Raw genomic sequence first — 19,134 nt, 5'->3', positions numbered from 1 at the left:
GTTATGAATATTACAATCAGAGAAATTCAACCGGAGGATAACGCCGAACTGGCACAAGTGATTAGAAAAGCGCTGGAAGAATTTAAAGCCAATAAACCAGGAACTGTTTATTACGATAAAAGTACGGATCATTTAAGCGATCTTTTCAAAACGGAAAACAGCGTTTATTTCGTAGCACTGGAAAATGATATATTGTTAGGCGGAGCAGGCATTTTCCCAACCGAAGGCTTGGATCCGGATACCACCGAACTGGTTAAAATGTATCTCAAACCGGAAGCAAGAGGCAAAGGGCTTGGAAGAACTATAATTCTGAAATGTATAGAATACGCCAAAAGCAAAGGATACAAAAGAATTTATCTTGAAACGATGACGGAACTTGATAAAGCAGTTAAGGCTTATGAAAAGTTGGGATTTGAATTGTTAGATCATCCGCTGGGAAATAGCGGTCATCACTCCTGCGAATTGTGGATGGTGAGAAGTATTGAATAAGAAATTGAAATACCTTTTCTATCTTTTTATATTTTCTATCATTCACTTTCGAATCTGGGAAAATTTATATTAGTGTTCAGTTGTATGTCAAATCCTAATTTGTACTATATTAATAATAATAATACTTTTTCTTTTTTGTGAATAAATTTATCAGCGTTGTAGAAAGAACTCGGTCTTTTATGTAGCAAAATTAGTATCATTGATAGTTCTGCTTTATTTTTTTGATGATATTCACGGGAAATTTGAATGATATTTCCTTAGGTACTCTTCGTTATTTATAAAATATGCGATTTTCGTTTCAACAACAGGTCTTCACGGGCATTATTGTGTCTATACTTCTTGTAATAATCGTAGGAATCACTTCTTATGAAGCAATTCTGTTACAACAAGAAAATGCAGGTTGGGTGGACCACACCAGAGAAGTAATCCGATCCTCATCCGAAGTCAGAAATGAACTGCTTACTGCTGAAACCAATCTTCGGGGTTATGCACTTTTAAATAACCAGGATTTTGAAAATGCACATGTAAAGGCAAGGGAGCGAATATTAAGTCAATTCAGTTTTTTAAAACAATTGGTTGAGGATAATCCGGTACAAACGGCTCGGCTGGATAGTCTGGCGCCTGTGCTGCAAAGCAGGTTAAAACTCATGTCGCAGCAATTAGTGTTGATTAAGTCCGGTAATTATTCTCTTGATTCCCTAAAATCAATGGTAGCTGGCGGACAAAAATTGTCTGCTCAGCTTTCAACATATTTTAACCATGTTGAAGGAATGGAAAACAATCTGCTGGCAGTTCGTGAGGAGCAGGCACTTGTGAGTACAACCAGAGCAAAACAGGTGATTTTGGGAGGAACTGCCGTTTTCATGCTGGTGATATTTATTCTTTTCTATTTCATAAGAAAAACATATCTGGCCCAGGTATCTTCAGAACAAGTCGCATTAAAAGCGAATGCAGAACTTGAAAAATTATCTCTTGAAGATCAGCGCAAAAACTGGATTTTATCGGCCGCAGTAGAGGTTAGTATTTCCATTCGTGGAGAACCTACGGAATCCGAACTGGCTGAGAAATTTTTGCATAAAATGGCGAAGCTTACGGATGCTTCCGGAGGGATATTATATATCGTCAATCGTGATGCAAGTGCCTGGGAACTGGCTTCTTCCTATGCGGTGGATAGGCGTGACGGGATACCAGCGTTGATTTCTGAAAAAGACGGATTATTCGGACAAATAATTAAAGACAAACAAAGTCTGAAAAAACTGGAAGTCGCTCCCGGGTATTTAAAAATCGGTACAGGGCTTGGAAATACCACACCTGAATCAGTTTTTGTAAAAACGATGATCCAGGAAGGAAAAGTAGTAGGAGTGCTCGAACTGGGATATCTGACACAGCCGGATGACAACGTAATTAAACTTTTGGAACGCGTGACTGACGGTGTTGCCATTGCGTTTATGGCTGCGAGGGAACGTCAGTTGATGAGAGAATTACTTGACAAAACCCAGCTCCAGGCAGAAGAACTTGAAAGTCAGCAGGAGGAATTAAGGGTTACTAATGAGGAACTTACCAGACAAAGTTCACTTCTTCAGGTATCCGAAGAAGAGCTGCGTGTTCAGCAGGAAGAACTCAAACAAATCAATACCGAGCTTGAAGAAAAAGCGTTTTTGTTAGAAGAACAAAAGAGCACGCTGGTAGAAGCAAGAGATCAAATTCAGATCAAAGCCGACGAACTTGAAAAAACGGGGCGTTTTAAAAGTGAATTTTTGGCTAATATGAGTCATGAACTGCGCACGCCACTTAATAGTATACTGATTCTTTCACGCATTTTATCCGAAAATAAAGGGGCTCGTCTGAGTGATGAAGAGCAGCGTTATGCTTCGGTGATTAATAATTCCGGAAATGATTTACTGACACTTATCAACGATATTCTGGATCTGGCGAAAGTTGAATCGGGAAAAGTAGAACTTCATCCCGAAGAGATAAATACAGAATTACTTCTCGTTGAAGTTAGAAATACCTTCCAGAAAATAGCTGAAAATAAAGGACTTGATCTTAAAATGATCAAGGAAGATTCCTGCCCTGAAACGCTGTTTGTGGATCATGTGAGGATTTTGCAGGTAATTCGCAATCTTCTTTCGAATGCAATAAAGTTCACTTCGGCGCCGGGAAGTGTTTCCCTTATCATCTCACAAAGTGAAAATCAATGGCACTTTGAAGTTTCGGATACAGGAATTGGTATTCCAAATAATAAGCAAAAAGCAATTTTTGAAGCATTTCAGCAGGCTGATGGTTCTACAAGCAGAAAATATGGCGGAACGGGTTTGGGATTGTCCATCAGCAGGGAACTTGCGATTTTGTTTAAAGGCTCAATTTCGCTTAGAAGTGAAGTAGGGAAGGGTTCTTCTTTTAAACTTTCCATACCGGTTCAAATCAGTAAAGCTGGTGCAGAAGTTACTGAAATTGAGCCGCAAACACCAGTGGAGAAAGTTGAAGTTAAAATACAGGAACCCAAGATTGCAGACACTTTGAAAGAAAATCGTCTGCTGCTCATTGAAGATGATCCGATTTTTGCCGAGGATATGGCCAGCAAAGCACGCGACAGCGGTTTCGATGTACTGGTTGCATCTACCGGTAATTCTGGTTTGGATATGGTCAAAAGTTTCAAACCAACGGCCATTATTCTGGATATGCATCTACCGGATATTTCAGGCGAGGAAGTTCTGAAAGAATTGAAATCCGATTCAAAAACCAACCTTATTCCTGTTCACACGGTTTCCGCGGGTGACGAAAGTATTGCGCAAATGCTGGAAGAAGGCGCGATCGGTTTTATGCAAAAGCCGGTTGACAAAAAATCAGCCGAGTTTATTTTCAATTTATTAAAACTGGAAGGTTCAAATACTGAGAAAAGACGGATTCTTCTTATTGAGGATGATGCTTACCAAAGTCAGTATTTCGGAGAGTTTCTTGAAAATAATAATCTGTTCGTTTTATACGCATATTCCGGGGCGGAAGCATTGTCATTGTTATCCAGAGAAACTGTTGACGGCATTATTCTTGACATCCGGTTATCGGATATGAACGGGCTCGATTTGCTTGATCAAATCAAACAAGATCCGAAGTGGGCCGGTTTGCCTGTTGTTGTGAACACGGCCGAAGATCTTTCGCAGGAAGATTTATCGAAAGTGATGCGTTATTCGCATCCTGTGGTTATGAAAACGCGCAAATCCAATGAGCGTTTGCTGGATGAAGTGAATTTATTTTTGAAAAAGTTTCAGCCTAAACAGGCTCCGTCCATTCAGAAATCTCAGTCATTCAGCAATCCTGTTGTACATGCAGAACGTGTTTTTGTTGGGAAAAAATTGCTTCTGGCCGACGATGATATGCGCAATATTTTTGCTTTGAGCGCTGTTTTGGAAGAAGCCGGATTTGGCATAACCATTGCTGCAAATGGTCGTGAGGCCATTGAAAAGCTTCAAGAAACAAAGGATATCGACCTGATTCTTATGGATGTGATGATGCCTGAAATGGATGGCATCCAGGCAACAAAGCTGATCAGGAAAGAACAAAAATGGAACAATTTGCCCATTATAGCTGTCACCGCAAAAGCGATGCAGGGCGACAGAGAATTATGTTTATCAGCCGGTGCGAATGATTATATATCCAAACCGGTTGACATCGATAAATTACTTTCTCTGATCAAGGTCTGGCTTCATTCGTAAATTATGGTTTTGTTGGAATATCAGGAACTGGAATTATTAATTACACGTGTCAGGGAAATATCAGGTTTTGATTTTTCGGGATATGCGCGTCCTTCGCTGCTGCGCCGCGCTTCCCGATATTTGGCAAAACATACGATGAACTTGTCTGAGCTTTATGTTCATATTGAACAGGGCGGGAAAGCAGTTTATGATTTTATTCAGGAATTGACGGTCAATTATTCCGAAATGTTTCGGGATGCTGACTTTTTTATAGCCTTGCGTTCCGAGGTTTTAGCATATCTGGCATCTTACCCGGCCATCCGTTTATGGGTTGCTGGCTGTGCATCGGGAGAAGAAGCTTTTTCGCTTGCGATATTATTGAAAGAAGCCGGATTATTCGAAAGATCACTTATTTATGGAACAGATTTGAGCGAACGCGTATTAGCGTCAGCGCGGGAAGGTGTTTTTGGTCTGGGACATATGCGTACCTTCTCGGAGAATTATATGTTGGCAGAAGGAAAAAGATCTTTATCCGATTATTATCATGTTGCTTACAATCAAGCGGTTATTGATGCCACATTAAGAAAAAACATCGTTTTTTCCTTACATGATCTTACCGGCGACGGCGTTTTTAACGAGTTTCAAATGGTGAGCTGCCGGAATGTAATGATCTATTTCAATCTTGAACAGCGCCAAAAAGTTTTCAAACTGTTATACGAAAGCCTGGGAATGTTTGGTTTTTTATGTTTAGGAAAAAGAGAAACCCTGCGTTATTCAGGTTTTGAGGAAAATTTCAGGATTATCAATGCCCATTTAAATATTTATCAAAAAATTAAATGACCGAGCCGCACAGTAATCCGCTGAATTTGGTACTTATGGGAGGCTCGTCGGGAAGTTTTGTAATTTTTGAACAAATTGTGAAGCTGGCTACGAAGCCGTTATCATGCGCTGTAATATTTATTATTCATCGTGGGAAATCCAGTTTGGCCAATCTTCCGTATTTGTTCAAAGGAAAAACAACGGTAAAAATGGAAGAGCCGCAGCATCTGGATCCGATAAAGAATGACTGCATTTATTTTGCCATACCGGATTATCATTTGCTTGTGGGGCCCGACGAAAGATTTTATCTGGATGACACAGAAAAGGATTTTTTTTCGCGTCCGTCCATAAATGCAACGTTTATTTCAGCGGCGCAGTCAGGTATTAACATACGTGCTGCCATGTTGTTCTCCGGTGCAAGTCAGGATGGAGCGGCAGGATTAAAATTAATTGCTGAAAGAGGTTTTGCCACTTATGTCCAGAATCCTGATTTTGCGGAGATGCCTCGCATGACAGCGGAAGCTTTAAGTCAATACAATGGACATCATATTTTGAATAGGGAAAATATTTTTGAGGAAATAAGAAGTGTACTTTACTCAACGTAGGCCATGGAAAAAACCAAAATTTTACTTTTAGACGACAGGGAAGAAAATCTGATTTCCCTGAAAGCGATACTGGATCGGGATGATATTTCCATTTACTCAACCACTTCGCCAAATGAAGCATTACGTATTGTTTGGGAAAATGAAATTGCCGTGGCGCTGGTAGATGTACAGATGCCCGGAATGGATGGATTTGAATTTGCCGAAACACTTGCTTCCAATCCAAAAACGAAGGATATTTTAATCGTTTTTGTTACCGCCATTTCCAAGGAAACTACCTACGCAGTGCGTGGCTTGAAAACCGGTGCGATTGATTATTTGTATAAACCGCTGGATCCTTACATAACCAATGCAAAAGTTGATTCGCTGGTTCGTCTTGCAAAAAGTCAGCGGGAGATTCGCGAGAAAAATAAGCTGCTTGAAAATTACGCAACCATCGTTACCAATTCTCCCGATATTATCGCTACCGTCGATGCAGAATCAGGACGTATTTTGTCGATAAATCCGTCAGTTTTTACAATTCTGGGTCTGCATCCGTCGTCATTGTTAAATGTTTCCATGCTTGATTTACTGGTGGAGCCTAATCGTTCTGGTTTACAGGGCGTTCTCATTAACCAGACTTATATGAGTGGAGAAACCATTGTTGTTGAAGACAAGTTTCATGGAAAACTGCATCAACCGGTTTGGCTTGAATTGCGGATTATGTACAAAAATAAACTCTTGTTTATCAACCTGCATGATATTGAAAAACGTAAAGCACACGAACTTGCTCTGGTAGAAGCACGGAGCCTGGCGGATAAATCGCGAAAAGTTAAAGAGGCGTTTCTTGCCAACATGAGCCACGAAATCCGTACACCCCTGAACGGAATAATTGGTATCGGTAACCTGCTGGAAGCTACTGAATTAGAGCCCAGTCAGCGGGAGTTACTTGAAATGCTGCTGCATTCTTCGGGATCTTTACTCAACATTCTGAACGATATTCTCGACATATCCAAAATTGATGAAGGCAAGTTTTCTATTCTTCCGACACCTACAAATCTAAATCTTTTAGGAAAGGGGATCATTGACCTGATGCGTTTCAAGGCAGATGAAAAGCGGCTCGATTTGATATTAAACGTGTCAAGGGAAATACCTGAAAGTGTTTTGGTAGATGGCATGCGCCTGAATCAGATACTAATGAACCTGGTGGGTAACGCATTAAAATTCACACACGCAGGTTATGTCAAGCTCCGGATTGAGTACGGTGGCGTTGAAGGAATTTATCACAAAGTCAGACTGGCTGTGGAAGATACCGGAATCGGAATTTCGGAGGACCATATACAGTTCATTTTTTCAGAATACGGCCAGGCCACGGCTGAAACCTCTCATAATTACGGAGGGACAGGTTTAGGACTTACCATTTCTCAAAAACTTGTTTTACTAATGGGCAGTGAATTGAAGGTAACCAGTCAGTATCAGCGGGGAAGTGAATTTTATTTTACTTTGATGCTGAAAGATGCCAATCAAAAAATTGAAGAAAAAAAGCCGGTCATTTCTTTTAAAACACTGAACCCGTTTTTCGGGAAAAGAGTGCTGGTAGCCGAGGACAATCAAATTAATGCCATGTTAATAAACAAGTATCTGACAACCTGGCTTATTGATACTACACTGGTAGTCAATGGAAAAGAAGCGGTGGCAACATTGCAAAAGGAGGAATTTGACCTGATCATTATGGATACCCGCATGCCGGAAATGGATGGCTATGAGGCAGCACAACGGATCAGGAAATTAGGAATTACAACACCAATTCTATCGCTTTCTGCAACAGTACTGGAAGAAGATACGAAACAGGCGCTTGATTCCGGAATGAATGATACTTTATCAAAACCATTTGAACCAATGAAACTGCATGAGAAAATTGGTTCGTTGCTGTCACTGCCTGTATTTTAAATTTATATCCACGTTTAGGGTTGATTTACGTATTGAATTTTATTAATGTAATATTAAATGCAACGATTTTTTCTAATTAATCGTAATGATTTATATATGATTTCGTTTAATTAAAGTCGAAATTTAGTGTACTTAAAAAATAAAATGAAAAGTAAATCGAACCGCTGGTTTCTCCTGTCGTTAGTAGTGCTGGCAGGGTGTAGTTCTTCCAAAACTATTCCTGTTGAATCAAAATGGAATGCCCCTTTTACTTATGTTGATGAAATAAAACCTGATCATAAAGACCAGGCTTCCAGGCTTGCTTATGGGATCATAAATGATGATCACTACCTTTATCTGACCATGACAACGCGTGATCCGCAAACCATACAAAAGATTCTTGGCAGCGGACTGAAAGTATCTTTCACGCCTGAGGGACAGAAAAAGGATTCTTATTCATTGATGTTTCCAGTCGTATTGAAAGAAGATCGCAAGGCTTTACGCCGGATTGATACTGATCTGCCGAATAGTCTGGGGCTCAATTTGTTGATGGACTCTTATAATAAAGAAGCCGTTTGGAAAGATCCAAAAGGGCAGCATTTTATCAATTTGGTTGAAGCGGACGGCAGTATTAAATCCAAAATCAGCATGGATCAAAACGGTGAGCTTACGGAGCAAATCGCAATTCCATTTAGCTTGCTTGCTTTAAACACAAGGGAATCTTCACAGTTGGGAATCAATATCAAAATTGATGGCGCGTCCTCTCAATCAGGTTTTTCGCCAAGAATCGGTATTGGTTTGGGTGGCGGAATTGGTATGGGAGGTGGAATGGGTGTTGGTATTGGAACAGGAAGCGGTTATGGCCGTTATGGCAATGCTGACCGTGGTGTTGATATTCGCCTGGCCGTGCAGCTTGCCCGCGGAAATGGTTAAGTAAAAAATATTATAGATATAATAAAACGCCCGTCGGTTAATCCCAGCGGGCATTTTATTAATGCAGATTTGCATTATTTGGCCTGCTGTATACAAGTTGCATGACACTGATATTCCGGCTTGCAAAAGCTGCTTCACAATAGCAAAGATAATATGTCCATTTACGGATAAAGGAATCATCAAAACCCAATTGCTTTATTTCTTCAATCCGCTCAATGAATTTTTGATACCAGGCGTTCAATGTGTATGCATAATGAAGGCCTAATTCTTTCAAATCAACCAGACTCATTTCGCTGGTTTTGTTAACAGATTGATTTATAGCGGATACGGAAGGAAGTAATGAGCCTGGAAAAATATGTTTTTGAATCCAGTCCACACCATTTCGCAAGCTGTCATAGCGCGAATCCGGGCAGGTAATAACCTGAATGGCCAGAATTCCGTCTTTTTTCAAAAGTGAATTACATTTACTGAAATAAAGATCAAGATATTGATGACCCACTGCTTCAAGCATTTCAATTGAAACAATTTTGTCAAACTGCCCCTGAATGTGACGGTAATCCATCAACAATACCTGTACTCTTTCAGACAAACCGGCTTTCTCTATACGTTGCATTGCAAGTTGTTGTTGTTCGGTGGATAACGTTAGTGAGGTAACTTTACACCCATAATTTTTCGCCATAAAAATTGCATTTCCACCCCAGCCGCTGCCGATTTCAAGTACATGATCAGAAGGTTGCAAGTGCAGTTTTTGACATAAACGATCATACTTTTCCAGTTGCGCTTCTTCCAGGCTCATTCCTTCATTCCGGAAATACGCACCCGAATAGGTCATTGTTGAGTCAAGGAAAACCGCAAAAAAATCATTACTCAAATCATAGTGCTCGGAAATGTTTTTTCTTGATCCTTCCAGCGTATTGGATCGCATATTATGGGTCACCTTGTTCAAGAATCGCAAAATATTCAAAGCAAAATTTTGCGACTTGCTTCCGGATACACCAGGTGCATTTTCAACATTTAAAAGCACCCAATTGATCACATTGGTTATATTGTCGCTTTCCCAGAATCCTTCAACATAGGCTTCACCAAAACCAATATCACCAAATAATATCAGCTTTTTAAAAAAATCAGTGTGCGTAACGGTGATGCAGGCTGTGACATGAATGCCTCCGTCGCCAAAAAATTCTGTCTTGCCGTCAGGCAAATTCATTTGAAGCTGGCCGATTGTCATTTTTCTTAATTGACTAAAAACCAGTTGCTGATAAAAGCCGGGTTTTGCGTCAACCAGTGTTGTGCGATTTAGTTCTGAGCGGGTTCTTAGCATAATGATGATAGTGTCTGGCCTATTAAGATTTATACGATCGGAAAACTTCTGTTTGCAGTTCAGGATTGTCCGCTTTTTTATAATATTTTACTTTTTTTGACCACAATTTGAAAGCCTGCCAGTGTATCAAAAAAGTTATCTTCATGGTAATCAATGGGATACTGAAAAAATACCGTATCATGTTTCGGTCTGTTAATTCTTCCCGTGTACCGTGCAATTTGCTCAGGAAAAAAAGTTTACCCAATTCATCATAATCATTTACAGCAATATTCAGATTCTCCTGAGGGATTTTTAGATTGAAATCAAAATAATTATCAAGCTCTGTAAATGGCGAAACATAGAATTTTTTAAAGGTGTGAAGATGAAAATGATCCTTCTTAAATCTTTCCGTACCCATGAAATACGGCTTGATTTCTTTATAAGTATTACAAACTTCTGCTACCGAGCAAACCGGATTATCGTTCTCATCAAAACAGAAATAAAAACAAACCGGATTGAACTGGTAACCCAACGTGCATAAATTGGTTAGTAACATGATCCGCCCGTTCCCAATTTCAACTCCGTTTTCCGACAAAAAGCGTGTAATATGTTCTCTTGTACTTTTGCTCTTATCGGGTTTTTCTCTCGGCAGCTGCATATGATCGTTGTCTCTAAAATTGAACAGGTTGAAACGATTATAGCTTAGCCATTTGAACTTCGCAGTAATTACATCCAGTTCAGCCAGATCCAGGTAAAACATGAAGATGTCATACTTGAACTGATGCTTTTTCGGAAGAATTCTGTAATGCATGACACTAGCCTTGTACAGGCAGGAATTTAATTTATCCTGTTTCATACAAGGATATACGACAAAATAATTTCAATAGATTGTCGTACCTGAAATTTTTACTTTTTTCAAATTTTCACACAATTCCACTGCGCTCGTGTAAGCATCTTCATGAAAACCGTATCTGAAATAACTGCCACAAAAGTAAACCGGACCATTTTCATTTAACAATTTCAGACAAGCCTGTGCATGCATTGCAGGAACATCAAATAGCGGGTGGTCGTAGTCAATTTCCCTGATAATTTTTCTCTCATCAAGATCATCATGCGGATTAATTGAGACGAAGTAATTTTTCTTGTCCGAAACCTGTTGGAGTTTGTTCATCCAATAAATAGTACTGGGAATCAGCTCATTATTCTTTTTCTGTATGCGATAATTCCAGCTGCTCCAAGCCAGTTTTGTTTGCGGCATCGTATTTTCATCCGTATGCAAAACTGCTTTGTTGTATTGATATTTAAATTTGGACAAAACATTCTGTTCCAGATCCGTCGGATTTTCGAGCATCAAAAGTGCCTGATCCGCGTGACTGGCAATGATAACCCTGTTAAAAACTTCCTGCGAACCGTCCGATGCATGAACAGTAACTTTATCATTTTCCCGGGAGATTTTTACCGCTTTCCGGTTTATATGGATTTTATCTTTAAAAGGTTTGATCAGTATTTCCCTGTAAGCCTGGCTTCCTTTATCCAGCGTATACCATTGATGCTGAGTATCAAGCCCTAAAAAACCATGGTTTTTAAAAAAGCGGATTAAAGTGATCGCAGGAAATTCCAGCATTTGCTCCATGGGCGTAGACCAAACGGCCGAGCTCATCGGAACAAGATATTTCCAAAGCATATCCTCACTGAAATTGAATTCCTTTATATACTGTCCGATGGAATAATTCGCGTAACGGGAATCATCCAGAATTTTGATACTTTCCTTATTGAATCTTGAAATCTCAGCAAGCATTTTCAGATAAGCAATATTGAAAATGTTTTTTCTTTGAGCAAATAAATGATTTAAGCTGGATCCGCTGTATTCAAGCCCGGTAGGTTTATGCTGGACGCTGAAAGACATATCCGTTTTTTTGACCGGAGCACCAATTTCGGTAAATAACTTGCAGAGATTTGGATACGTTTCGAAATTGAAAACCATGAAACCTGTATCAATAAAAACCGGTTTTCCGTCTTCATCCACAGTTACTGTATTGGTATGTCCGCCAACGTAATCGTTTTGCTCATAAAATGTAAGATTATCTGTCGAATGCAAAAAATGGCCGCAGCCCATTCCCGCAATGCCTGTTCCGATAATTGCTGTTTTAAGCATAGTTATTCTGTTACAGATTTTAAAAAATACATGATAGCGTATGTAGAAATTTGTCCGCCTGGGCCGTATAAATTGTAATCAAAAGCATGCGTTGCCCAGGGCAATGTCACCAGGTAATGTTTGACACCATTTTCTTCAAGTTTGGCATTCAATCGGCGACTATGTTCGTAGGCAACCAAAACATCATTTAGTCCATGAATTAGCAGAGTAGGAGGCGATTGTTTATTTACAAAAAGCAGGGGAGAACTTTTCTCGAATTTTTCGGGATGTCCGCTGTAACTTCCACCCAGATAATCCTCCATCACTTTTCTGGAATCCATAATCAAAGGATTGGACGGAATCGAATATCCCCAAACCATATCCGCAGGTCCGTATAAGTCAATGATTCCTTTTAATGCAGGTTCTTTCAAAGTATAACCAGCCAGCAAAGCAATCTGAGCACCGGCTGATCGTCCTAATAAAATAAAGTTTGTCGTATCAATGTTCCATTCGGCCGATTTTCCTTTCAAAAAATGAAAGGTTTTACTAATATCTTCAACGGGTGCCGGACTTTGAAATTCCGGCGCTAAACGATAATTAATCGCTGCAACGTGATAACCATTTTTAGCCAGATAGCTGTTAAGCTCAGGTAATTGCTGGCTGTCGCCACTTTTCCATGAACCGCCATGAATGATAATAACACATGGTTTTTTGCCTTTTATCTCAGATGGGTAAAAATCCAGGGTCAAATCCGTCTTTCCGTTTTTATCATAACTCACTGTACTATACGGTACAGTAACTTTTGGCTTAAACATTTGAACGTAAGAAAACGGAGTGAATTCAAATGCATTCGTTCCGATTTCGTTCCCAAACGCAGCCGCCAGATTTTTTTGTAATTTGCTCCCAACCAGGTATGATCTCACCATTGGCGAAAGAAAAAGCAGAAGCGATATTACTGCCAGAATCATCGTAGGCAACTGATAAGACGGCGACCTGAAATTGATAAAAACAATAACCAGAATGATGGCAATGAAAATCCACGGGAATTCATCAGTCGCAATGGCAAGCAGCCATAAATAAAATGCCGGAGCCGATAAAACGGTCAGTAACGAAATCAAAAAAAGGATAATCGTTAAAACAAGCTTTACCATAATTATGGTGTTTTATGGAAAAGATAGTGGCTCACCATCCACTCATTACCATGATTGTAATTCCATAATTCCGTACAGGACATGTAGAAAATCCGCCAGTATACCCACCACTTTAAAGCCTGGTTTTCTCCATATGTTTTTTCAAAAAGTGGCATAATTTCCGCTTTGTGGGCATCCATATTGCTTAGCCAGGCTTCCGATGTTTTGGCATAATGCGTACCATTTACCAGCCACTGCCGCTCAATCTGCATATCTTCATTGAAATAAAGAAGCAAATCATTGCTCGGCATGACACCTCCCGAAAAGAAATATTTGCTCATCCAGTCGGTTTCATCTTTTACTTCAAAAAGATAGGCGTATTCTTTATGTGTGAAAATGTGAATAAACAATTTTCCATCGTCTTTCAAAAAGGAGGCTATTTTTTTCATCAGCAGCTGATAGTTACGCATGTGTTCAAACATCTCGACAGAAACCACGCGATCAAACTTTTCATCGATCTGAAAAGTATTCATATCCGCCGTGATGACTTTCAGATTTTTGATATTTCTTTCAACAGCCTGTTGATCAATATATTCTTTTTGTGTGCGGGAATTCGAAACTACGGTGAAAGAACTTTCCGGATATTTTGTCGACATAAAGAGAGACAGCGAGCCCCAGCCACAACCCAGTTCCAGTACTTCTTGGCCATTTTTAAGTTCAGCTCTTTCGCAGGTTATTTCCAACATATCCTTTTCGGAAGTGTCGATATCCGTTACTCCTTCTTTCCAGAAACCACAGGAATATTTTAAATTTTCACCAAGGCAGTACTGGTAAAATGGTGTTGGTACTTCATAATGCTGTTCGTTGGCGTCAGCTGTATTTACTGCAATTGGAAACGTTTTTAATTTTTCGACAAAATTCAATAAATGCAATTTTTGAGAATCTGCATTTCCCTGATTTTCATCGTCCAATCTTTGTTTTAAATATTTTCGAATTCCTAAACGTATTAAAAAATCGGGAATCTGGTCATTAATTAGTAACTGATCGTACCACATGGTAAATTATTAATGGGTTATACAGGGAGTCTTAATAATATACGTCTGCGGCTCGTCCTTGGATTTATACTAATCAGATTTATTCTAGGTGTTCATTTATTTTCTTTTAAACCAGGGGAAAAAGGCGCTTGTAGTCTGCTGGTAACGAATATACAACTGACCTTTCGACCGAATGGACTGTTCTTCTGTGGCGGGAATTCCGGTCACCTTGAAAAGCAGATAAAGGATGATGGCAGGGCTGATGATGGCAAGATATCCGTATGGAGAACCTAATGCGAAAATAAAATAAGACATCCATATCAGCCATTCAAAAAAGTAATTGGGATGGCGCGAATAATTCCACAATCCGGTATCGCAAACTTTTCCTTTGTTGTCAGGATTTTTTTTAAACTGATCAAGCTGCCAATCCGCTGTGGCCTCGCCGATAATGGCAATAACCCAAAGGCCTAATCCGAAAAACTCAAAAGTTGATAATTCCGTCGATTTATTTTGTGTGATCATGAAAAATGGAATCGCTAAAAACACATTGGATAACCCCTGAGCCTGAAAAAATGTAAAAAACTTCTGATCTGCTTTGGGAGCCCATTCTTTTCTTAGTTGTGCATAACGGCCTTCTTCTTCGTGCAAATGTTTAATCACTCTTCTTCCCAGATGCAAACCCAAGCGGCATCCCCAAATTATTACCATGCCGCATATCAGCAGTTTTCTGGTTTCAAATCCATCTGCCAAAAAGAACAAAAGCACCGCAATAACCGGGAAATTTAAGGACCAGAAAATATCGACAACGCCTGCGTTTTCAATTTTTTTAGCCCAAAGCCAGACAAGCCACATAATAATGGCGCAGACTAGCAGACAAACCAAAATGGTTAAAATGAGAGAACTAAACATGTTTTTTAACAAATAAATCCCTAAGTCCTTGGCCAGGTTTCAGACGGAAAAGTTGGATAAGTATGTAGGCGCAGCTGGCTATACTGCCAAGAAAAAACATTAGCAAAAACCAGATAATTTTTGCCAGCACGCCTGACTCTTTATAAAAAATCCACAAGTAAATGATTAGCGCATTGGTGTAGAAATCCCAAAGTGTCGCACGCATCCAGGGAATTGATCCCAAAAAATCCCATTCTGCAAAAAGATTGCTTTCCAGACTTGTACTGATCACCACATGGATCATCCAGACCAGCAGGATTGTGAAAACTATTTTCAGGGCGTTAATCATGGTTTTCCGGTTTGTTGACAAAGCGAATTTATTAGTTATAAAACCAATCGGAGTGAGATGAAATTTTTTAATTATTCAACCCGGTTTACTTAAAAGAATCGTTGTTAAAGAAGTGCAGTATAATTTAGTAATACGTTTTTTTCGATAAATCAGATTGACTGATGGGAGTTTTACTTTAAAAAGATGTTAATTTGACCATAAAAGAAATAGAGTGAAGAATCGGGACATAAAAAAATATTATAATTTTTTAAAATTTAAGCGGGACTTTACGCGGTTTAGCCTGCACAGGGTCAAGAGTTATGAGATTGTAATGTTCTGGCTTAAAAGTTTGCTGACAAGAAGCCAGTTTTTGATTCTCTCGGGTATTTTGGTAGGATGTACCGCCGGGCTTGCAGGTGTGGTTTTGAAGTCGCTGGTGCATTATATTCACTATGTCATCACGTATAAAGTCCATTTTGAAGACCAGGTTTTTTTCTATCTCATCTTTCCTTTTTCCGGCATTGTGATTACGTCGCTGGTCGTGAAGTTCTTCTTCAAAGGACTTGACAAAAAGGGAATTCCTGTTATTCTCTATGAGATCGCGCAGAATGCCAGCAATGTTTCTCCGGTTAAAATGTATTCCCAAATTGTTCAAAGTGCTATTACTGTCGGTTTGGGAGGTTCCGCCGGACTGGAAAGTCCGATTGCAGTTACCGGTGCCGCCATCGGTTCAAATTTTGCACAAACCTATAAACTGGATTATCGCGAAAGAACTTTATTGCTCGCTGCCGGCGCTACGGCGGGTATTGCATCGGCCTTCAACGCGCCGATTGCGGGTATGATGTTCGCATTTGAAATACTGCTTACGGGTGTCGTTTTTTCCGATTTCATTCCTCTTGTTGTTGCAGCTGTTTGCGGGAGTTTAATTTCCCGAATTTTGTTGAAAGAAGAAGTTCTTTTTCTATTTCATACCCGAGACGCCTTCAATTATCACAATCTTCCATTTTACTTCATTCTCGGTATTTTTTGCGGTTTATATGCCAGGTATTTTCTTGTAATTACCCGTTACATCGAAGAATTTTTTCACGGTTTGAAAATGTCAAGATTGCAAAAGGCAATGCTTGGCGGTGCTATTTTGTCTGTTCTCTGTGTGTTGTATCCACCTTTATTTGGAGAAGGTTATGATACAATCAAATCATTTACCAACGGTGAAATCAAGGAAGTAATCGAAAACAGTTTTTTCAGTTTTATCGCTTATCGTGAATGGGTGGTTATTGTATTTGTTGCGGTAGTTTGTCTTTTAAAGGCGTTTGCTACTTCAATTACAATTTACAGTGGTGGAAATGGGGGGAATTTTGCTCCGTCTCTTTTTGCGGGAGGTTCTCTTGGTTATGTGATGGCATTGCTTTGTACACAGGCAGGAATTCAGGATGTGCCGATGACTAATATGATTCTGGTCGGTATGGCCGGCGTTATGAGCGGCGTCCTTTATGCACCGTTGACAGCCATTTTCCTGATTGCTGAATCAAGTTCAGGATATGATCTTTTTATTCCGTTGATGGTCGTTTCAGTGATCTCTTTTTTGATGGCAAAATGGTTTTCGCCAATTTCTCCGGATCTTGAAAAACTGGCCAATCAGGGGAAAATATTTACAAGAGAGCACGACAGAAATTTATTATCACTTCTACATACGCTGGATTTGCTTGACAAAGACGCTCAGGTAATAAAAGAAAATGCAACTTTTGACGAATTGCTTGAAGTCGTTAAAAATGGAAAAAAGAACCTGATTGCCGTTTTAAATGATAATCTAACACTGGTAGGAATTATAACTTTGGACGATTTGAGGCCAGTTCTCTTTAATAAGGATTTGGATGGAACGCTGACCGTCGGCAATCTGATGAAAGAACCCAAAGCGGTAATTGTTGAAAATGACTCTGTGGTTGATGTTGCGAGAAAATTTGATGAGACAGGATCCTGGCATTTGCCTGTAATTAAGGAGTCAGGGAAATTTGCTGGTTTTATTTCAAAATCAAGTGTGCTAAATAGTTACAGGCAATTGTTACAAGCGCATTCCGGATAGGTTTTTATAATTTATGAAAACAAAATCCTGTTAAAGTTGAGGTTGTCACTTTAACAGGATTTTTTGTTTTTTAGGTTGAATAACAATTATTTAGCTTTTCTTACATAAATATTACCATTCATATTTTTCATCATCACTTCTTTTCCGCCTCCATTTACTTTTCCCTGCACCCAATCAGAAATACTTATTTTATACAAACCTTCTTTGGCTGTTTTTACTGTTTTAGGCTGGGTTTTGTCAACATCTACATCATAATCACTGAATATTTCTCCACGATCAGATTTCAATTTGACATCAAATTTTGCAGCAGCTGGAAAAGTAACGTCTACATTACCGTTCAGCGTTGAAAAGGCCATTGGCGATTCCGGATTTATTGATTTAAAACTCGCTTTCACATTTCCGTTAACCGTATTCGCTACCACAGATCCCGAAATATTATTGAGCATAATAGCACCATTGACATTTGAAATTTCAAATTCACCATTCACATTGTCAATTACAACATCACCTTCGTTAATAGCGCCAACGCGTAACGTGAAATTCTGAGGTACTTTTATGGTGAGATTTACAGGGTAACGCGGCATGCTCGGTTTGATCCTCACATTATTTTTTTCTTCTTCAATCGTAAGATCCAGACCATTTCTGCCGGAACTTATTCTTTTCATTCCCCTGGCTGCTTCGTCTTTTGGCTCCTCATTTCTTTCTGCTGCTCCTTTGCTCACCGCATCAATAATGACTTCTTTGCCGGCATAGCCAATAACGTGAATGGAGCCACGGATCAGTTTTACATCCAGCGATCCTGTTTTTGACGGATCTGAAAGAGGTACCGTAATCTGCTCTTTTACATCATTCTGAGCAAATGTTGGTAACGTTTTTATACTTGTAGCCGCAATGAAAATAATGGCTAATAATTTGTGGGTTTTCATATAATCAGGATTGTTTTTTTAGATAAATATTTCCGTTAAAGGTTTCGAATTTGAAGACTTTGCCTCCTTTTCCAATCCTTATGGCCGTTTCTGCGTTTACTTTATAGGTAGTTTTATTTTGATTGGTTTCCTGGTTTTTAACCAGCTTTACAGGCAATGTTTCGGCTTCCGGAAAATCGGTATAAAATTCACCATTGAAACTTTTGAACTGACAATCTGCCGATAAAGTATTTGGATAAGTGATTGTAATATTTCCGTTCAGGGTTTTAAACTTAGATTCTCCCGGAGGAACAGCAAGATAATTGGCATCCACATTTCCATTGATTGTTTTTACATCTGCCGCACCTTTTGCGTTTGTAAGTTTGATGGCACCATTAACATTAGCCACATGAAGAAGGCCAGCAACATCTTCAACCAAAACATCTCCGTTATTCACCGTTGAAACGTGTAAATCCATTGAATAAGGCACTTTTACGGTATATTCCAGATTGTAATGATATTCGATTTTCTTTTCGTTATTCCAATTTCTGTTATTTCGGTTTGGCCGAGAATCAAACGGGCCTGAAATATAACCCAGCACAGAATCCTGTTTTTGTTCCAGACTTACTTTGAATTCATTCTTTCCCTCTTCCAGAGTTTCCTTATCGTCAGCAGTGATGGTTTTATCTACTTCAATAACCACTTTGTCGCCGTTGTAACCCTTTACTTTAATTGAACCAAAAATATTATAAATGGCCAATGTGTTTTTTCCGTCACTAATTGTGAATTCCTTGCTGAGATGTTCTTTAAATTCCAGCTTTTGTGCTTGTGAATGGGTACAAGAGAACATCACTCCCGCCAAAAGGGGGATTAAAATTTGTTTCATGGCTAA

The 19,134-nt window shown here is 39.3% G+C and carries 16 protein-coding genes; 7 read left to right on the top strand and 9 right to left on the bottom strand.

Features of this window, described 5'->3' with window-relative positions; all coding sequences use genetic code 11:
• Nucleotides 1-3: 3 nt before the first annotated feature.
• From IEE83_RS13780 to IEE83_RS13755, 6 genes are all read left to right on the top strand, one after another.
• On the top strand, nucleotides 4-489 hold the full coding sequence (locus IEE83_RS13780) for a GNAT family N-acetyltransferase (RefSeq protein WP_194121129.1): 486 nt from the start codon (nucleotides 4-6) through the stop codon (nucleotides 487-489).
• A 284-nt stretch (nucleotides 490-773) separates the two neighbouring features.
• Nucleotides 774-4,202, top strand: coding sequence for a response regulator (locus tag IEE83_RS13775; RefSeq protein ID WP_194121128.1), 3,429 nt, complete (start codon nucleotides 774-776; stop codon nucleotides 4,200-4,202).
• A 3-nt stretch (nucleotides 4,203-4,205) separates the two neighbouring features.
• Entirely contained in the window at nucleotides 4,206-5,021 is an 816-nt protein-coding gene (locus IEE83_RS13770) for a CheR family methyltransferase (protein WP_194121127.1), read from the top strand.
• The gene (locus tag IEE83_RS13765) at nucleotides 5,018-5,605 is read left to right on the top strand and encodes a chemotaxis protein CheB (RefSeq protein WP_194121126.1); all 588 of its coding nucleotides are present in this window, start codon (nucleotides 5,018-5,020) and stop codon (nucleotides 5,603-5,605) included. The genes IEE83_RS13770 and IEE83_RS13765 overlap by 4 nt, the downstream gene beginning before the upstream one ends.
• 3 nt (nucleotides 5,606-5,608) lie before the next feature.
• The gene (locus IEE83_RS13760) at nucleotides 5,609-7,531 is read left to right on the top strand and encodes a response regulator (protein WP_194121125.1); all 1,923 of its coding nucleotides are present in this window, start codon (nucleotides 5,609-5,611) and stop codon (nucleotides 7,529-7,531) included.
• A gap of 144 nt (nucleotides 7,532-7,675) precedes the next feature.
• Nucleotides 7,676-8,443 carry a hypothetical protein gene (locus tag IEE83_RS13755; protein ID WP_194121124.1) on the top strand — a complete coding sequence of 256 codons (768 nt, stop codon included), beginning with the start codon at nucleotides 7,676-7,678 and terminating at the stop codon, nucleotides 8,441-8,443.
• A gap of 58 nt (nucleotides 8,444-8,501) precedes the next feature.
• On the opposite strand, the gene IEE83_RS13750 is transcribed toward IEE83_RS13755, so the two are convergent.
• The 7 genes from IEE83_RS13750 to IEE83_RS13720 form a co-directional block, all read right to left on the bottom strand.
• Complete coding sequence (locus IEE83_RS13750; RefSeq protein ID WP_194121123.1) at nucleotides 8,502-9,764, bottom strand: SAM-dependent methyltransferase; 1,263 nt, start codon at nucleotides 9,762-9,764, stop codon at nucleotides 8,502-8,504.
• Nucleotides 9,765-9,786: 22 nt separating this feature from the next.
• Nucleotides 9,787-10,599 carry a DUF1365 domain-containing protein gene (locus IEE83_RS13745; RefSeq protein ID WP_194121122.1) on the bottom strand — a complete coding sequence of 271 codons (813 nt, stop codon included), beginning with the start codon at nucleotides 10,597-10,599 and terminating at the stop codon, nucleotides 9,787-9,789.
• Nucleotides 10,600-10,623: 24 nt separating this feature from the next.
• Nucleotides 10,624-11,898 (bottom strand): NAD(P)/FAD-dependent oxidoreductase, encoded by a 1,275-nt coding sequence (locus IEE83_RS13740; protein ID WP_194121121.1) that lies wholly within the window; start codon nucleotides 11,896-11,898, stop codon nucleotides 10,624-10,626.
• Between the two features lie 2 nt (nucleotides 11,899-11,900).
• The gene (locus IEE83_RS13735) at nucleotides 11,901-13,028 is read right to left on the bottom strand and encodes an alpha/beta hydrolase (RefSeq protein ID WP_194121120.1); all 1,128 of its coding nucleotides are present in this window, start codon (nucleotides 13,026-13,028) and stop codon (nucleotides 11,901-11,903) included.
• Between the two features lie 2 nt (nucleotides 13,029-13,030).
• Nucleotides 13,031-14,062 carry an SAM-dependent methyltransferase gene (locus IEE83_RS13730; RefSeq protein WP_194121119.1) on the bottom strand — a complete coding sequence of 344 codons (1,032 nt, stop codon included), beginning with the start codon at nucleotides 14,060-14,062 and terminating at the stop codon, nucleotides 13,031-13,033.
• 96 nt (nucleotides 14,063-14,158) lie between these two features.
• Entirely contained in the window at nucleotides 14,159-14,950 is a 792-nt protein-coding gene (locus tag IEE83_RS13725; RefSeq protein ID WP_194121118.1) for a DUF1295 domain-containing protein, read from the bottom strand.
• Nucleotides 14,943-15,299: a DUF1475 family protein gene (locus tag IEE83_RS13720; protein WP_228101806.1), complete on the bottom strand. Its 357-nt coding sequence runs from the start codon at nucleotides 15,297-15,299 to the stop codon at nucleotides 14,943-14,945. Before IEE83_RS13720 ends, IEE83_RS13725 begins: the two co-directional genes overlap by 8 nt.
• 289 nt (nucleotides 15,300-15,588) lie before the next feature.
• Between IEE83_RS13720 and IEE83_RS13715 the strand changes: the two genes are divergently transcribed.
• Complete coding sequence (locus IEE83_RS13715) at nucleotides 15,589-17,337, top strand: chloride channel protein (RefSeq protein WP_228101805.1); 1,749 nt, start codon at nucleotides 15,589-15,591, stop codon at nucleotides 17,335-17,337.
• An 86-nt stretch (nucleotides 17,338-17,423) separates the two neighbouring features.
• On the opposite strand, the gene IEE83_RS13710 is transcribed toward IEE83_RS13715, so the two are convergent.
• Nucleotides 17,424-18,263 (bottom strand): DUF4097 family beta strand repeat-containing protein, encoded by an 840-nt coding sequence (locus IEE83_RS13710; protein WP_194121115.1) that lies wholly within the window; start codon nucleotides 18,261-18,263, stop codon nucleotides 17,424-17,426.
• Nucleotides 18,264-18,267: 4 nt separating this feature from the next.
• On the bottom strand, nucleotides 18,268-19,128 hold the full coding sequence (locus tag IEE83_RS13705) for a DUF4097 family beta strand repeat-containing protein (RefSeq protein ID WP_194121114.1): 861 nt from the start codon (nucleotides 19,126-19,128) through the stop codon (nucleotides 18,268-18,270).
• Between the last annotated feature and the right edge of the window lie 6 nt (nucleotides 19,129-19,134).

It is taken from the genome of Dyadobacter subterraneus (assembly GCF_015221875.1).
Classification (GTDB): Bacteria; Bacteroidota; Bacteroidia; order Cytophagales; family Spirosomataceae; genus Dyadobacter; species Dyadobacter subterraneus.
This window is presented reverse-complemented; position numbering and strand designations above follow the sequence as displayed.

Excerpts from the sequence above, each read along its gene's own strand:
- IEE83_RS13780 (WP_194121129.1), top strand. The coding sequence starts at position 4 with ATGAATATTACAATCAGAGAAATTCAACCGGAGGATAACGCCGAACTG.
- IEE83_RS13775 (WP_194121128.1), top strand. The coding sequence starts at position 774 with ATGCGATTTTCGTTTCAACAACAGGTCTTCACGGGCATTATTGTGTCT.
- IEE83_RS13770 (WP_194121127.1), top strand. The coding sequence starts at position 4,206 with ATGGTTTTGTTGGAATATCAGGAACTGGAATTATTAATTACACGTGTC.
- IEE83_RS13765 (WP_194121126.1), top strand. The coding sequence starts at position 5,018 with ATGACCGAGCCGCACAGTAATCCGCTGAATTTGGTACTTATGGGAGGC.
- IEE83_RS13760 (WP_194121125.1), top strand. The coding sequence starts at position 5,609 with ATGGAAAAAACCAAAATTTTACTTTTAGACGACAGGGAAGAAAATCTG.
- IEE83_RS13755 (WP_194121124.1), top strand. The coding sequence starts at position 7,676 with ATGAAAAGTAAATCGAACCGCTGGTTTCTCCTGTCGTTAGTAGTGCTG.
- IEE83_RS13750 (WP_194121123.1), bottom strand. The coding sequence starts at position 9,764 with ATGCTAAGAACCCGCTCAGAACTAAATCGCACAACACTGGTTGACGCA.
- IEE83_RS13745 (WP_194121122.1), bottom strand. The coding sequence starts at position 10,599 with ATGAAACAGGATAAATTAAATTCCTGCCTGTACAAGGCTAGTGTCATG.
- IEE83_RS13740 (WP_194121121.1), bottom strand. The coding sequence starts at position 11,898 with ATGCTTAAAACAGCAATTATCGGAACAGGCATTGCGGGAATGGGCTGC.
- IEE83_RS13735 (WP_194121120.1), bottom strand. The coding sequence starts at position 13,028 with ATGGTAAAGCTTGTTTTAACGATTATCCTTTTTTTGATTTCGTTACTG.
- IEE83_RS13730 (WP_194121119.1), bottom strand. The coding sequence starts at position 14,062 with ATGTGGTACGATCAGTTACTAATTAATGACCAGATTCCCGATTTTTTA.
- IEE83_RS13725 (WP_194121118.1), bottom strand. The coding sequence starts at position 14,950 with ATGTTTAGTTCTCTCATTTTAACCATTTTGGTTTGTCTGCTAGTCTGC.
- IEE83_RS13715 (WP_228101805.1), top strand. The coding sequence starts at position 15,589 with ATGTTCTGGCTTAAAAGTTTGCTGACAAGAAGCCAGTTTTTGATTCTC.
- IEE83_RS13710 (WP_194121115.1), bottom strand. The coding sequence starts at position 18,263 with ATGAAAACCCACAAATTATTAGCCATTATTTTCATTGCGGCTACAAGT.
- IEE83_RS13705 (WP_194121114.1), bottom strand. The coding sequence starts at position 19,128 with ATGAAACAAATTTTAATCCCCCTTTTGGCGGGAGTGATGTTCTCTTGT.